At 56.4% G+C, this 14,950-nt stretch carries 17 protein-coding genes; 11 read left to right on the forward strand and 6 right to left on the reverse strand.

Annotated elements, in window-relative coordinates; translation table 11 throughout:
- Positions 1-10 precede the first annotated feature (10 nt).
- Both ACXADZ_RS03285 and ACXADZ_RS03290 read right to left on the reverse strand, forming a co-directional pair.
- Positions 11-1,525, reverse strand: a complete 1,515-nt coding sequence (locus ACXADZ_RS03285; RefSeq protein ID WP_475192649.1) for a malonate--CoA ligase — start codon at positions 1,523-1,525, stop codon at positions 11-13.
- 90 nt (positions 1,526-1,615) lie between these two features.
- Complete coding sequence (locus tag ACXADZ_RS03290) at positions 1,616-2,203, reverse strand: LysE family translocator (protein WP_475192651.1); 588 nt, start codon at positions 2,201-2,203, stop codon at positions 1,616-1,618.
- Between the two features lie 73 nt (positions 2,204-2,276).
- Between ACXADZ_RS03290 and ACXADZ_RS03295 the strand changes: the two genes are divergently transcribed.
- A complete protein-coding gene (locus tag ACXADZ_RS03295; protein WP_171671893.1) occupies positions 2,277-2,729 on the forward strand; it encodes an Lrp/AsnC family transcriptional regulator in 453 nt (150 codons plus the stop codon).
- Between the two features lie 119 nt (positions 2,730-2,848).
- Complete coding sequence (locus ACXADZ_RS03300; protein ID WP_475192652.1) at positions 2,849-3,427, forward strand: PA14 domain-containing protein; 579 nt, start codon at positions 2,849-2,851, stop codon at positions 3,425-3,427.
- Positions 3,428-3,472: 45 nt separating this feature from the next.
- On the opposite strand, the gene ACXADZ_RS03305 is transcribed toward ACXADZ_RS03300, so the two are convergent.
- A complete protein-coding gene (locus ACXADZ_RS03305; protein ID WP_475192654.1) occupies positions 3,473-4,435 on the reverse strand; it encodes an L-malyl-CoA/beta-methylmalyl-CoA lyase in 963 nt (320 codons plus the stop codon).
- A gap of 295 nt (positions 4,436-4,730) precedes the next feature.
- On the opposite strand from ACXADZ_RS03305, the gene dgcN reads away from it, so the two are divergent.
- The 3 genes from dgcN (at position 4,731) to ACXADZ_RS03320 (ending at position 7,643) form a co-directional block, all read left to right on the forward strand.
- Positions 4,731-5,732 (forward strand): N-acetyltransferase DgcN, encoded by a 1,002-nt coding sequence (dgcN, locus tag ACXADZ_RS03310; RefSeq protein ID WP_475192655.1) that lies wholly within the window; start codon positions 4,731-4,733, stop codon positions 5,730-5,732.
- A gap of 74 nt (positions 5,733-5,806) precedes the next feature.
- Positions 5,807-6,772 (forward strand): N-acetyl-D-Glu racemase DgcA, encoded by a 966-nt coding sequence (dgcA, locus tag ACXADZ_RS03315; protein WP_475192656.1) that lies wholly within the window; start codon positions 5,807-5,809, stop codon positions 6,770-6,772.
- 10 nt (positions 6,773-6,782) lie between these two features.
- On the forward strand, positions 6,783-7,643 hold the full coding sequence (locus ACXADZ_RS03320; RefSeq protein ID WP_475192658.1) for a D-amino-acid transaminase: 861 nt from the start codon (positions 6,783-6,785) through the stop codon (positions 7,641-7,643).
- A 39-nt stretch (positions 7,644-7,682) separates the two neighbouring features.
- On the opposite strand, the gene ACXADZ_RS03325 is transcribed toward ACXADZ_RS03320, so the two are convergent.
- From ACXADZ_RS03325 to ACXADZ_RS03335, 3 genes are all read right to left on the reverse strand, one after another.
- Complete coding sequence (locus ACXADZ_RS03325; protein ID WP_170469595.1) at positions 7,683-7,997, reverse strand: DUF1244 domain-containing protein; 315 nt, start codon at positions 7,995-7,997, stop codon at positions 7,683-7,685.
- A gap of 80 nt (positions 7,998-8,077) precedes the next feature.
- A complete protein-coding gene (locus ACXADZ_RS03330; RefSeq protein WP_171648503.1) occupies positions 8,078-8,317 on the reverse strand; it encodes a DUF6868 family protein in 240 nt (79 codons plus the stop codon).
- Between the two features lie 87 nt (positions 8,318-8,404).
- Positions 8,405-9,142 carry an N-formylglutamate amidohydrolase gene (locus tag ACXADZ_RS03335; RefSeq protein ID WP_475192661.1) on the reverse strand — a complete coding sequence of 246 codons (738 nt, stop codon included), beginning with the start codon at positions 9,140-9,142 and terminating at the stop codon, positions 8,405-8,407.
- Between the two features lie 141 nt (positions 9,143-9,283).
- On the opposite strand from ACXADZ_RS03335, the gene pyk reads away from it, so the two are divergent.
- The 6 genes from pyk to ACXADZ_RS03365 all read left to right on the forward strand — a co-directional run bounded on the left by pyk (position 9,284) and on the right by ACXADZ_RS03365 (position 14,754).
- Positions 9,284-10,729, forward strand: a complete 1,446-nt coding sequence (pyk, locus tag ACXADZ_RS03340; protein WP_171096255.1) for a pyruvate kinase — start codon at positions 9,284-9,286, stop codon at positions 10,727-10,729.
- Between the two features lie 251 nt (positions 10,730-10,980).
- Complete coding sequence (locus ACXADZ_RS03345) at positions 10,981-11,418, forward strand: universal stress protein (protein ID WP_171096253.1); 438 nt, start codon at positions 10,981-10,983, stop codon at positions 11,416-11,418.
- A gap of 13 nt (positions 11,419-11,431) precedes the next feature.
- Positions 11,432-12,982 (forward strand): alanine/glycine:cation symporter family protein, encoded by a 1,551-nt coding sequence (locus tag ACXADZ_RS03350; RefSeq protein WP_171671875.1) that lies wholly within the window; start codon positions 11,432-11,434, stop codon positions 12,980-12,982.
- A gap of 184 nt (positions 12,983-13,166) precedes the next feature.
- Positions 13,167-13,367 carry a 50S ribosomal protein L35 gene (gene rpmI / locus ACXADZ_RS03355; protein ID WP_005981143.1) on the forward strand — a complete coding sequence of 67 codons (201 nt, stop codon included), beginning with the start codon at positions 13,167-13,169 and terminating at the stop codon, positions 13,365-13,367.
- Positions 13,368-13,381: 14 nt separating this feature from the next.
- Positions 13,382-13,747 carry a 50S ribosomal protein L20 gene (rplT, locus tag ACXADZ_RS03360; RefSeq protein WP_152457001.1) on the forward strand — a complete coding sequence of 122 codons (366 nt, stop codon included), beginning with the start codon at positions 13,382-13,384 and terminating at the stop codon, positions 13,745-13,747.
- Positions 13,748-13,947: 200 nt separating this feature from the next.
- Positions 13,948-14,754 (forward strand): phytanoyl-CoA dioxygenase family protein, encoded by an 807-nt coding sequence (locus ACXADZ_RS03365; protein ID WP_475192663.1) that lies wholly within the window; start codon positions 13,948-13,950, stop codon positions 14,752-14,754.
- The last annotated feature ends 196 nt before the right edge of the window (positions 14,755-14,950 follow it).

The raw sequence follows: 14,950 nt of genomic DNA on the forward strand, positions 1-14,950 counted from the left end.
ACGCTCAACCTTAGGCGTTTGAGAAAATGTCCTTGTACTGATCGCGCAAGACGTTTTTCTGAACTTTGCCCATGGTATTGCGGGGCAGTTCATCCATCACGATCAATTTGCGCGGATGTTTGAACCGCGCCAGGCTTTCACACACTGAGGTTTGTATCTGGTCCAAATCGGGGCTTTCTCCGGGCTCGGCCACGATCACACCCAGGACGGTTTCGCCGAAGTCCGGGTGCGGCACACCGATCACCGCGCTTTCCAGCACACCGGGTTGGTCGTCCAGAACCAATTCGATCTCTTTGGGATAAATGTTGTAGCCGCCCGAGATGATCAGGTCTTTGTTGCGCCCGACGATATGGACATATCCGTCCTCATCTATGCGCCCCAGATCGCCGGTGATGAAGAACCCATCCGCGCGCAGTTCCGCAGCGGTCTTCTCGGGCATCTGCCAATAACCTTTGAAGACGTTGGGACCGCGCACCTCTAGGACACCGATTTCTCCTTGCGGGAGGGTGTTGCCGTCAGCGTCGCAAACCTTCAGCTCGACATCGGGCAGCGGGAAGCCGACTGTTCCGGCGCGGCGCTCTCCGTCATAGGGGTTTGACGTGTTCATATTTGTTTCGGTCATGCCGTAGCGTTCCAGGATACGGTGGCCGGTACGTTCTTCGAACTGCACATGGGTGTCGGCCAGCAAAGGGGCCGAGCCGGACACGAACAACCGCATATGGGCCGACAGGTCCTTGGTGAAACGCGCGTCGCCCAGAAGGCGGGTGTAGAAGGTTGGAACGCCCATCATTGACGTGGCGCGCGGCATCCAGTCGATGATCTGGTCCAGATCGAATTTGGGCAGCCAGATCATGCTGCCCCCGACTGCCAGCATGACGTTAGTCGCCACAAACAGCCCATGGGTGTGAAAGATCGGTAAGGCGTGCAGCAGCACGTCGTCAGAAGTAAAGCGCCATTCTTCGACCAATGTCTGCGCGTTGGACAGTAAGTTATTCTGCGATAGCATCGCGCCCTTCGACCGCCCCGTAGTTCCGGATGTATAGAGGAAGGCCGCCAAATCCTCTCCGTCCCGGTCAACGGTCTCGAAATGCACAGGCATACCTTTTACCTGTTCCGTCAAAGAGCCCGAGCCATCGGCGTTCAGGGTTTCAACCTGCGCATCAAGCCGGGCCGCTACCGGTCTTAGCTTTTCGAGAGCGGAGTGATCACAAACGACAAGAGACGCGCCGCTGTTCTCGATGAAATACGTCAGTTCATCGACGGTATAGGCGGTGTTGAGCGGCAGGAACACAAGGCCAGCCTGTGCGCAGGCGGCAAAAAGTGCCAGCGCCTCGGGCGATTTTTCGATCTGCGCGGCCACGCGATCCCCGGGTTTCAGACCCAGCTTTGCCGATACATGCGCGATCTGAGCTGCGGTGTTCAAAAACGCCTGATAGCTGAGGGTTTCACCATCAGGTAAATACAAAAAAGTTGTGTCTTTTCCTGCGTGAACGCCGAACAAACCATCGTAAAGTGGGTTGGCCATCAGGGATACCTTTCTTGTATGCCGCATAGCGTGTCAGATGCTATGCGGGATAGCCCAAGAACCACGGCTTGTCATCATCACTCAATGCGGTCAAAGCACAGGGTAGAGCGAGGCAATAAGCAGCGCTGCCATAGTCCAGTTGAAGGCCACCAGCCTGCGCGGATTTGTCAGCACGCGCGCCATCTGCTGACCAAGGACCGTCCAGGTGCTGACCGAAGGCAGATTGACCGCCCCAAAAACAAGGGCCACCAGCAGGATCGCGTACAGCGTTTGATTGGGGGCATATGCCGTCGTGGCCGTCAGGGCCATGGCCCACGCCTTGGGATTCACCCATTGAAAGGCGGCCGCTTGCAGGAAAGTCATGGGGACACCCGACGCCTCGGATCCTTGGGCTGGTGCGGCATGTGCAATCTTCCAAGCCAGATACAGCAGATAAACGACGGAAACGATTTTCAACGCTGTGTGGCTGATCGGGTACCTGTCGAACACCTGTACCAACCCTGCACCCACCAGCAGCACCATGACCGTGAACCCCAGGCCAATGCCCAACATATGCGGGATCGAGCGTCGAAAACCAAAATTCGCGCCTGATGCCATCAGCATCAGGTTGTTTGGCCCCGGGGTGATCGAGGTCACGAAGGCGAAGACGATCAGGGCCATCAGGATGTCATAGGTCATGGCGCGCAGTATTGCCGGGGTCTGAAAGAATGAAATTGCTTTTTCGTGCGTCTTTTCGGTAAGTTCGCAACTTATGATGAAGAATGATCAAATAAACCGCCAGATATTGCGTGAATTAACACGTGATGGGCGGATCAGTAACCTAGAATTGGCCGAACGGGTCGGTCTGTCGCCCTCGGCCTGTCTGCGCCGCGTGCAAGAGCTTGAAAAGGCTGGGGTTATCACTGGCTATCGCGCGGTTCTGGACCCAACCGCTATGGGGGTAGGCTTTGTTGCCTATATCGGTGTTGGCTTAGGTGAGCACACAAAAGCCGCGCAAGAGGGGTTTGAACGCGCCCTGCAACAAGCCCCCGAGGTTGTTGAATGCCACAACATCACTGGCACTATCGAATACTTACTTCGGGTCGAATGCGCCGACCTGCCGTCCTACAAGACTTTTCATACCGAGGTGTTGGGAACACTGCCCCATGTTACGTCGATCACGTCGTATGTGGTTATGGGATCGCCCAAGGACTTGCGCGCGTAACGTCTGAAATTGTGAAGCTTCACTCTCTTGCAGGGTAAAAATTCAGGGCCTAGTGTCACTGTAATGACGTTGCCAGGGGATAAGCCTAGCCAAAACGGCACGCAAACAGGGAGATAACGATGAAACTTGTTCAAACAATGGCAGCCGCAATTGCCGTGTCGGTGGTTGCCGGGGCTGCTTGGTCTGCACCGCTGAAACTGCAACCTGCCAGTCCGCAACCCAGCCCGAAGGCAGGGTTGAACGTAAAGTACTTTGGTACGGGCAACCAGCACAAGAAGATCCGGGATCTGAGTCAGGCGAAAAGCCTATTGTCTAAAGCAAAGCCCGGACAACCGCTGCGGGGGTTAGATTACAGGGACACAAGCAAGGGCGAAGACGTTATGACGTTCGACCAGGCTTATAATGTTGCCGCCGAGGTGACAGGCTATATGCGGTTCAACTCGCCGGGGGTTTACGAGCTGGAAACGTGGTCCAACGACGGGATCGAGGCCTATGTAGGAGGCCAACAGATTGGCCGTGTATCCGGCATTCAAGGCTGTGAAGCCAATCAGCGCACCGAAGTAGAAGTGCCCAAAGCGGGTTGGTATCCGTTGAAGATCGTTTACTTCCAGAAGCTGGGAACCTCTTGCCTGATGATGAAGTCAGGAAAGAAGGGTGAACGCTTTACGTGGACGCCCAATGAAGTATTTGGTCGTTGAAATATCCGCAAAAAAAGGGCGCTCGATTGAGCGCCCTTTTTTAACTTAGCTGCCTGCCGCAATCAGTTCAGCCTGAGCCACAATGACTTCGGCCTGCTTGATTGAGGCGATGTCGACCAAACGCCCTTTATAAACAGTCGCGCCTTCGCCATTTGCCTTGGCCTGTTCCATGGCGGCAAGAATTTCGCGCGCTTCGGACACGGCTTCGTCCGATGGGGTAAAGACCTGATTGGCCAGTGCGATTTGCTTGGGATGGATCGCCCATTTACCGACCATGCCCAAAGTCGCTGAACGTTTGGCCTGCGCGACATAGCCTTCGTCGTCGCTGAAATCACCGAACGGCCCATCCACCGGCAACACGCCATGAGTTCGGCAAGCAGCAACGATGGCGGCTTGCGCCCAGTGCCACGGATCAGACCAGTGTTTTTCGCCATCGCGCAGCATATAGTAGTTTTCCTGCGTGCCACCGATGCCAGTGGTCTGCATTCCCATCGAGGCTGCGAAATCCGCTGCCCCAAGGCTCATGGCCTGCAAGCGGGGGGAAGAGGCCGCGATTTCTTCGACATGCGCGATGCCGGCAGAAGATTCGATGATGACCTCAAAGCTGATTGGTTTTGTGCGGCCCTTGGCGCGTTCGATGGCAGTGACCAGCGCGTCCACCGCATAGACATCCGCCGCGCATCCGACTTTGGGGATCATGATCTGGTCCAGACGGTCGCCTGCCTGCTCAAGAACGTCGACAACATCGCGGTACCAGTAGGGCGTGTCCAGCCCGTTGATCCGGACCGACATGTATTTGTTGCCCCAATCAACGGTATTCAGCGCTTCAATGACATTGGTGCGTGCAACATCCTTGTCCGAAGGCGCAACCGAATCCTCGAGGTCAAGGTTGATCACATCCGCAGCCGAAGCGGCCATTTTGGGGAACAGCTTGGTGTTCGACCCGGGGCCAAAAAGCTGACAACGGTTTGGGCGTGCTGGTGCGGCAGGTTGGATGCGAAAACTCATCTGGACCTCGTGTGAGTAATGAAATTGCGATTTTCCTGCTCAATGAGGTATTAAATTGCGCAAGGCGGCGCAAGAGCGATTGTGCATCTGCGGCAATGCGGTTGCAGAAAACAGCAATGGAGCAAGTCGAAGAAGGTGATTAAAGTTTAGTCACTTTGAAAACTTCGAAGATTTTTGCGCTTCTTGGCAAATCTGCGCATGATAATCGCGCGCCGACCATTCTGGGCGGACAAAAACGCGAAACGCTCGTTTTGCCGCTTCTCTAGCTTAGGCCGGAATCAAAGGAGTGACCGCAATGATCGAGACACCGTACCTGCTGTTTTTGGGCGATGCGCCCGACCAATTGGCGGCCAAAGTGGCTGTGGGCATCAAAGATTGGCGTCCCGAAAACGCCGTCGGCCAGTACCGAATGGAAGGGTGCAAGGCTGACTTGGGTCTGACGGATATGACCCTGACCGAGGCAAAGGCAGCCGGTGCAAAGACTTTGGTTATTGGCGTGGCCAATCGTGGCGGTGTCATCAGCCAGGACTGGAAAAAGGTTCTGGTTATGGCGCTGGAGGAAGGATTCGACCTGGCCTCGGGCCTGCACAACCTTCTGCGCGACGAACCCGATCTGGTGGCCGTCGCCGAAGCAACCGGTCAAAAGTTGCACGATGTGCGTGTGCCTGAGGTGGATTACCCAATTGCCAACGGAATCAAGCGCAAAGGCAAGCGTTGCCTGGCTGTGGGCACCGATTGCTCGGTTGGCAAGATGTACACTGCGATGGCGATGGACGCGGAAATGCGCAAGCGTGGTATGAAGTCAACGTTCCGGGCGACCGGTCAGACCGGTATCCTGATCACCGGCGATGGTGTGCCGCTTGACGCAGTCATTGCGGATTTCATGGCGGGTTCGATCGAATGGCTGACGCCCGACAATGATGAGGACCACTGGGACCTGATTGAAGGGCAGGGTTCGCTGTTCCACGTGTCTTATTCCGGCGTGACGATGGCACTGATCCATGGGGGTCAGCCGGACGCCCTGATCTTGAGCCACGAACCCACCCGTGAACATATGCGTGGTCTGCCGACCTATCAGCAGCCATCGTTGGAAGCCCTGCGCGACACCGCGCTGGCGCTGGCCAAAGTGGCGAACCCGGATTGTCAGGTTGTCGGCGTTTCGGTGAACACGCAGCACATGTCTGAAGAGGATGCGACGGCTTATCTGGCCAAAATCGAAGCCGACATGGGTCTGCCTGCAACCGACCCGTTCCGCTTTGGATCCGGCAAGTTGGTGGACGCGCTGGCGGCGATGTGATCTGAGACACGTGCCGGTGGCGGGTTCTTCCGCCTCCGGCGGGAGTATTTGGAAAAAGATGAAGGAGCGGTTGCGTGCAGATAGAGGTCTCTCGCGATGTGTTTCGGCTGGCGCAGGTTTTTACCATCTCGCGTGGGTCGCGAACCGAAGCAAAAGTGCTGACGGTTCGGGTTTCGGATAGGACGCATCAGGGCTGGGGCGAGTGCGTTCCTTACGCGCGCTATGATGAAACGCTCGAGTCGGTTGAGGCCGAGATTGCCGGTCTGCCTGTGGACTTTAGCCGACAGTCGCTGATGGACCTGCTGCCTGCGGGTGCTGCCCGGAACGCCGTGGATTGCGCGTTGTGGGATCTGGAATGCAAACGCGCTGGCAAACGTGCTTGGGATCTTGCTGGCCTGCCGGTACCCGGCCCCGAGATCACGGCCTACACATTGTCGCTGGACGCACCGGAGGCGATGCAGGCTCAGGCGGCTGAGAATGCACATCGTCCTCTGTTGAAGATCAAACTGGGTACACCTGATGATATGCCTCGGCTTGAGGCCGTGCGGGCTGGTGCGCCTGAATCCAAGATCATTGTGGACGCGAACGAAGGCTGGTCGGCTGCGGTTTACGCCGACCTCGCCCCGCATCTGGTACGGTTGGGCGTGGCACTGGTTGAGCAACCTTTGCCTGCGGGGGACGACGATGCGTTGATTGGGATGGATCGTCCTGTGCCGGTTTGTGCAGACGAATCCTGCCATGACCGCGCCAGCCTGCCCAAGCTGAAGGGCAAATATGATGTCATTAACATCAAGCTCGACAAAACCGGCGGTCTGACCGAGGCGCTGGAGCTGCGCAAGGCCGCAATTGCCGAAGGCTATGACATCATGGTGGGTTGTATGGTTGGCAGTTCACTTGCCATGGCCCCTGCGACACTTCTGGCGCAGGGTGCGATGGTGACAGACCTTGACGGCCCGCTTCTGTTGGCCGAAGACCGCGACACCCCGCTGATTTTTGACGACGCCGGAGTGCACCCGCCGGTGTCCGCGCTCTGGGGCTGAGGAGACAAACATGACCCGAACCGTATACGTAAATGGCGAATACCTGCCCGAGGCCGAAGCCAAGGTATCAATCTTTGACCGTGGCTTCCTGTTTGCAGACGCGGTTTACGAAGTCACCAGCGTTTTGGATGGCAAGCTGATCGATTTCGAAGGTCACGCGGTTCGCCTGAAACGATCGCTGGACGAGTTGGAGATGGCCGAACCCTGCACCAAGGACGAGTTACTTGAGATTCACCGCAAGCTGGTTGAGCTGAACGAAATCGAAGAAGGTCTGGTTTACCTGCAGGTTTCACGCGGCAGCGATGGCGACCGGGATTTTGTTTTCCCATCCGCAGATACCAAACCCAGCCTTGTTCTGTTTACGCAGAACAAGCCCGGGCTGGCTGATAGTCCGGCTGCACAGAAAGGCGCCAAAATCATCTCGATTGAAGATATCCGCTGGGGCCGCCGCGATATCAAAACCGTCCAGCTGCTCTATCCGTCGATGGGCAAGATGATGGCCAAAAAAGCAGGCTGCGACGATGCCTGGATGGTCGAAGACGGTTATGTGACCGAAGGCACCAGCAACAACGCTTATTTCGTCAAAAACGGCAAAATCGTCACCCGCCCGCTGTCCAACGATATTTTGCACGGAATCACGCGTAAGGCTGTATTGCGCATGGCAGCCGAAGCGCAGATGGAAATCGAAGAGCGTTTGTTTACAATCGACGAGGCCAAAGAAGCGGATGAAGCCTTCACAACCTCGGCCAGTGCTTTTGTCATGCCGGTGGTCGAGATCGACGGGGTTGCGCTGGGCGACGGCACACCGGGGCCGATTGCCAAACGGCTGCGCGAAATTTATCTGGACGAAAGCCGCAAGGCAGCGATCTAAAGAAAAGGCCCGCCGATTTGGCGGGCTTTTTATTTGGGCTCAGCCCTTTTTCGTTACATTTTCTTCGAAAGCAACTTTGAAGGCTGCCTGTTTCTCGGGGCTGGCGTCGGTCTGATAGTTGGCTTTCCATTCATCCATGGTCATGCCGTAAAACACCTCGCGGGCCTCGTCCTTGCCCATCTCGATGCCTTTTTCATTGGCGGCTTCCTGATACCAGCGCGACAGGCAATTGCGGCAGAATCCGGCCAGATTCATCATGTCGATGTTCTGAACGTCGGTGCGGTCTTCCATCAGGTGTTTTTGCAGCCGACGAAACGCGGCGGCCTGAAGTTCGATTTCGGTTTGCTTGTCCATAAGGCTGCTCCGGGTGGCTTTGTGTGCTGTGCTTGACCTAACAACCCCGCAGCCTTGTTACAATAAGCCGGCTGGCCCACCTACATCAGTTTCAAAGCCAGCCAGGGCACAATGCAAAAGACAAGGGTTAGAATCTTGTAATTGGCAAGATATCTGAAATACGCACGTTTCACGTCTGGCTGCTCCATTTGGAACAGCTTGCCATGAATGCCCGCAATCCAATCCTGCAACAGCAGGACCATGACAGTGGTGAACAGAAGAACCGCGATATTGAGGGCGGCCATCCAGCCGAAAAAAGTTGTCAGAAACTCATGTGTCACGACGATCCCCTTTCCCCTACTATATGGGGATCAAGCTGTGCGCTCACAACAGCGTGAAGTACGGATCGCAAACAGCGACCTGCGTCTTCAAAGGTCACTGGAATCCAGTGCGTCTTGCAAGACAACTGCCAAACGTTCGGCCCATTCTCGCTGCCCCTCGTGGTCGCCGATCAGGTCATTGCGCAGCTCGATCAAAGCGTTAGGGCGGCCAAAAGCGGTGCAATGCTTGTCAATCGCGTCACCCGGCAACACGCCAGTGTAAGGTTCGTTGACGCCAACACACAGATCATCTTCGGCCTGAAGGCGTTCGATCAGGGGGCGCGAAAAACGTTCGTCCGGAGTGTGCAAGACGCCGATGTGCCAGGGGCGAGGATCACGTCCGCGAAGCTGGCGGGTGAAGGAGTGCATTGAAACGACCACCGCGTGGGGCAGGGCGGCCATTTGCGCCAGCGCCTCGTGATAGGGGCGATAGCACATGTTCAGCCGCCATTCGCGCTCGGCGGCGTCCGCGTGGCGGTTGCCGGGGATGATCGAACCGTCATAGAGCTTCATCAACAGGGTCGGGTCGTCCTCGCCACGGTTGGGGTCGATTACAAGACGCGAGAAATTGGCGGCAATCACTGGTGCATCCAAAATCTCACCCAGATGTTTGGAGACTTCATATGCCCCGACATCATAGGCAATGTGACGTTCCATATCTTCACGCGGCAAGCCAAGGTCGCCTCCGTTCACTTCTGGCGGCACGGTATTGGTCGCGTGATCACATGTAATCAACCAGCGCGACGGGCGATCCGCGCCATGGACGAAAAATGGGGTGTATGTCATGAGCCTGTCATCTAGTTTGTCGCAGGTGTAGGGCAGTTGCTTTGAAAAGGGAATTGCGCAATAAGCACTCAGCCGATGTTTGCGGTAACATTTTGCTGTACCCTAATCAGCAATTAAGACGACGTAAGGAGATCAAGACCAATGCGACGCCTGAGAAATGTAAAAATCGTGGCGACGCTGGGACCGGCGTCGAGTGACTATGACACCATTCGTGCTTTGCACGAAGCCGGGGCCGATGTGTTTCGACTGAACATGAGCCACGGCAGCCACGATGAGATCCGCGAGCGGCACAAGATTATTCGGCAGGTCGAAAAGGATCTGGACAGCCCGATTGCCATTCTGGCTGACCTTCAGGGGCCAAAGCTGCGCGTTGGCGTCTTTGCCAATGAGGCGGAAGAGTTGGAGGAAGGCGCGGCCTTCCGCCTTGATCTTGATCCCGCCGCCGGAGACATAAACAGGGTATGCCTGCCGCACCCCGAGATTTTTGCGGCGCTTGAGCCGGGTGCGCGCCTGTTGGTGAATGATGGCAAGATCCGCCTGACGGTTCAGGACTGCGGTCAGGACTTCGCCAACTGCACGGTCGAGGTTGGCGGCACCATCTCAAACCGCAAGGGCGTGAATGTCCCGGATGTTGTGCTGCCGCTGGCGGCGTTGTCGGCCAAGGACCGCGACGATCTGGAGTTTGTCTGTCAGCTGGGTGTCGACTGGCTGGCGCTGAGCTTCGTACAGCGTGCCAAGGATGTGTTCGAGGCCCGGTCTTTGGCTGACGGTCGTGCTGCGATCCTTTCAAAGATTGAAAAGCCCGCTGCGGTTGAGGCGTTTGACGATATTCTCGATGCGTCAGATGGGATCATGGTGGCGCGGGGTGATCTGGGCGTGGAACTGCCGGTCTCTGCTGTGCCGCCAATCCAGAAACGTCTGGTCCGTAGGTGCCGTGGCGCTGCCAAACCGGTCATTGTGGCGACCCAGATGTTGGAAAGCATGATCGAAAGCCCGATGCCCACCCGCGCCGAGGTATCGGATGTGGCGACGGCGATCTATGAAGGGACGGACGCCATCATGCTCAGCGCGGAATCGGCCGCTGGAGCCTATCCGGTTGAGGCTGTGCAGACCATGAACAAGGTCGCCATCGAGGTTGAGGCCGACCCGACTTATACCCAGATCATCTCCGCCTCGCGCACTGCCAAGGGTACCACTGTTGCCGACGGCATCGTAGCGGCAGCCCGTGAGATTGCAGAAAAGACCGACATCAAGGCCATCTGTTGTTTCACCCAAAGCGGCACAACGGCCTCTCTGACTGCGCGCGAACGTCCAGGGGTGCCGATCATTGCCATGACCTCGCAACGCGGCACGGCGCGTCGGTTGTGTCTGAGCTGGGGCTGTAACTGCGTGATGACGCCTGAACTGCAACGATTCAAGGGTGCAGTGGTCAACGCGGCCCGTGCTGCACGTGCTGGGGGATTTGCGTCCGAGGCGGATCAGATTGTGGTCACGGCGGGCGTACCTTTCAATGTTCCGGGTACCACCAACATCCTGCGCGTGGCCCCCTGCGACGAACGCCTGATCTACAGCACCGATCCTGAATAGGCTTTTTCCCGGATAGTCCCGGAATTTAATTAGCGGCCGCTGGCAAAGCGGCCGTTTCCTTTTTTGTACGCGAAAAACTTGATTTATAAGCGAAATTTGACCCGTACGGGCGAATTTGACACAATGGGCTTCATTCGTGGGTAGAATTTCCAGATAAATGACCTAAGGGCAGTCTTAGCCAACGTTCCAAGTTCCGGCTGCCCTGCCGGGGGCACGGGCCCCGGACTGAACAACAATAATGGAGGAACAAGATGACAACAAAGATTGTCATAGGACTCGACGGGACAGAGACCGGCGAACGCGCGATTGCCTTTGCCAAAGATCTGGCAAAGCTGATCGGAACATGCGAATTGCTGGTCGCCTATGTGATAGAATGGTCCCCTTACACATTTCAAACACCGGAAGAAAACGCCCTGCGTCACAAACGGCGCGAGGAAGAGGTCGCTTTGGCGTCGTCACGTATTGTGACGCCCGCTGTTGATGCCCTCAAGGCAGCTGGTTTCGAAGCACACGGCGTCGTTCGACATGGCGATGTGGCGGAAACTCTGAATGCCATCACGGTCGAAAACGGCGGCTCACAAATCGTTGTGGGTCGGGCTTCGGCGGATGGGATCAAGAAACGTATCTTCGGCAGCTCAACACAAAACCTTGTGATGCATGCCGACGTCCCGGTCACAGTAGTAAATTGAGGTGGGCAGGAAAATGAAAACGCTACAACACCTGTATCTTGCGGCGATTGCCGCTTGCATGGCCACCGCGGCTTCGGCGCAAGAGGCTCCGGGTCTGGATGACAAGATCAATCAGGCCTTTGCCGATGCAACCGGGCCCTTTGTCAGCTTTATCTTCGCACCGTTTCCGGGAACTGGTTTTCCGTGGATCGTGGGTTGGCTGGTCGTCGCGGCCACGGTTTTCACGCTGTATTTCGCTTTCGTGCAGTTCCGCTTCTTCGGGCACTCGATCAGCCTTGTCAAAGGCGACTATTCCGATCCAAACGACGCCGGTGAGGTCAGCCACTTTCAGGCTCTGGCCACGGCGCTGTCTGGTACTGTTGGTCTTGGTAACATTGCCGGTGTGGCGGTTGCCATCGGGATCGGTGGGCCGGGGGCCACGTTCTGGATGATCGTCGCGGGCCTGTTGGGCATGGCGTCGAAATTCACTGAATGTACACTGGGCGTGAAATACCGCAATGAATATGACGATGGCACCGTCTCGGGCGGCCCGATGTATTATATGTCCAAGGGCTTTGCCGAGCTTGGGTTGCCTGGCGGTAAGATCCTCGCGGTTCTTTTCTCGATCTTCTGTATCCTTGGTGCGCTGGGCGGGGGCAACATGTTCCAGGCCAATCAGGCGCACCAGCAGATCGCAGGAATTGTCGGGGATTACCCCGGTTGGATCACTGGTCTGGTCTTTGCGGCCATTGTCTTTGCGGTAATCGTAGGTGGTCTGAAGTCGATCGCGCGTGTGACTGAAAAGGTCGTACCGTTCATGGGCGTGATGTATGTGCTGGCAGCGCTGGTCATCATCATTATGCACGCTGATCAGATCGGCTGGGCCTTTGGCCAGATCTTCGCGGGTGCCTTCACGGGTCTCGGTGTTGCGGGCGGCATGGTCGGTGCGCTGATCCAGGGCTTCCGCCGAGCGGCGTTTTCGAACGAAGCGGGTGTGGGCTCGGCCGCCATTGCACACTCGGCTGTTCGGACCAAGGAACCGATCACCGAAGGCTTTGTATCGTTGCTTGAACCGTTCATCGACACCGTTGTGATTTGTACCATGACAGCGCTGGTAATCATTATCACGCAGCAGCTGATCGTCGATCCGGCGACGGGCAACTACATGCTGAACGAGGCGGGTAACGCCATTGCCACCGTTGATGGCAACTCCGGCGTCAGCCTGACCTCCGCCGCCTTCGGCAGCGCGTTCAGCTGGTTCCCCTTCATCCTGGCGATTGCCGTGGTTCTGTTTGCCTTCTCGACCATGATCAGCTGGTCCTATTACGGCCTCAAAGCCTGGACTTACCTGTTCGGCGAAGGTCACACCAAAGAGCTGGTGTTCAAGATCATCTTCTGCATCTTCGTTGTCATCGGTGCGGCGGCCAATCTGGGCCCTGTCATCGACTTCTCGGATGCGGCGATCTTTGCGATGGCTGTGGTGAACGTCTTTGCGCTCTACTTCCTGATGAAAGTGGTGCGTCAGGAACTGGCATCTTATGCAGAACGGCTGAAAAGCGGTGAAATCCGCAAGTTCGGCCATTAACACAAACCACCGGGGCGGCAACCGTCGCCCCGTTGTCAGGCCAACCGCGCACAAAGCGCAGATTCTGGTCGAATCCCCCTTGCCAGTATGACGGAACTTGCGTAAATGGCGCTCCTGATCGCGTGACCGGCCGAGATGGCATGCCGAGTCGCGTTTTGAACCGAACCCGAAAAAGGAGACGGAAATGCCTAAGATGAAGACCAAGTCGAGCGCCAAAAAGCGCTTCAAGGTGACTGCAACCGGTAAGGTCATGGCAGGCCAGGCCGGCAAGCGGCACGGCATGATCAAGCGGACCAAGAAGTTCATCCGCGACGCCCGTGGCACCACCACCCTGTCCGCCCCCGACGCCAAGATCGTCAAGGGCTACATGCCCTACGACCGCTAAGAGGAGATTAAGAGATGTCCCGCGTTAAAGGTGGAACCGTAACTCACGCCCGTCACAAGAAGGTCATCAAGGCTGCCAAAGGTTACTATGGCCGCCGCAAGAGCACCTTCAAGGTTGCCCGTCAGGCCGTCGACAAGGCCAACCAGTATGCAACCCGCGACCGTAAGAACCGCAAGCGCAACTTCCGCGCGCTGTGGATCCAGCGTATCAACGCTGCTGTCCGTTCGCATGACGAAGCACTGACATATTCCCGCTTCATCAACGGCCTGAACCTGGCCGGTATCGAAGTGGACCGCAAAGTTCTGGCCGACCTGGCCGTGCACGAACCGGAAGCGTTCGGCGCGATTGTCGCCAAAGCTCAGGCCGCTCTGACAGCCTGATCCTCTGAAAAGAGACAGTGAAAGAAAGGCCGTCCCAGTTGGGGCGGCTTTTTTGTATCATGGGTTGAAAAGCTCCAAGCGCGCATTCGGTACGGTATGTTTCAATTTTCATTGGCGCCGACGCAAACCAAAGCCGAAACAGGCTTGGCAGGTCATATTTTTCCACTAACGATTGCTTAGTCATTTCGTGGGAGGCGACGATGGGAATCGACCAAAGGGTACGAACTTGGGCGAACGCTTACAATCGGGACGGTTATGTAGGTGGTGTTCCGATCCTGACTGAATCCGAAGCGCAAGAACACCGTGCCGCAATGGAATGGGCCGAAAACCAACTAGGTGCGTCCATGCATTATAAGTCCAAATCGCACACAATTCTAACTTCGCCGTACAAGCTTGCTACGCACCCCCTGATGCTCGATCTCATCGAAGCGCTGATCGGGCCCGACATTCTGTTGTACAATGTTACCTACATCATCAAAGAACCTGGCTCGACCTCGCATGTCAGTTGGCATCAGGATCTGACGTATTGGGGCCTGAGTCATGACGACCAGGTATCCGCTTGGCTCGCCTTGTCGCCAGCGGACGAGGAAAGCGGTTGCATGCGAATGCTCCCGGGAAGTCACGCGAATGGTGTGATGAGCCATGAAACAACGGAAGATGACGATAACGTTCTTTTGCAGGGGCAGACTGTTCTTGGAGTTGATGAGAGCAAGGCTAAGCTTTGTCCGCTGCGTCCGGGCGAGGCGAGTTTTCACCATGGTTGGACGCTTCATGCCTCGATGCCGAACAAAAGTAAGGATCGCCGAATTGGGCTGAATATCCAGTATCTTGCGGCGCATGTACGTCAGACCAAACATGATCTCGATACGGCAATGCTGGTGCGCGGAGAAGACAATTTCGGCCATTTTGGAATCGACACTCCCGCTGAAAGCGATCTTGATCCTGTGGCGGTGCATAGGCAAATCGAGCTGGAACAGCGTCATGTTGAAATAGCAGGAACAGCCTGAAGCATTGACGAAACGCTTTGGGCAAAACGCAAAGCAGAGAGTGGCCCAAACGCTGGCCGCTCTGACTGCCTGATCCTCTTTCGAGAGATTTCGAGTTCAAGGCCGTCCCGATTGGAGCGGCCTTTTTTGAACGTAGAGAATGTCGGCTCTGAGCCCAAATTTAGCTCCAGTCGCAGTGGCAAAGAACCAGTCACTG

The organism is Ruegeria sp. ABM4_193 (assembly GCF_056158705.1).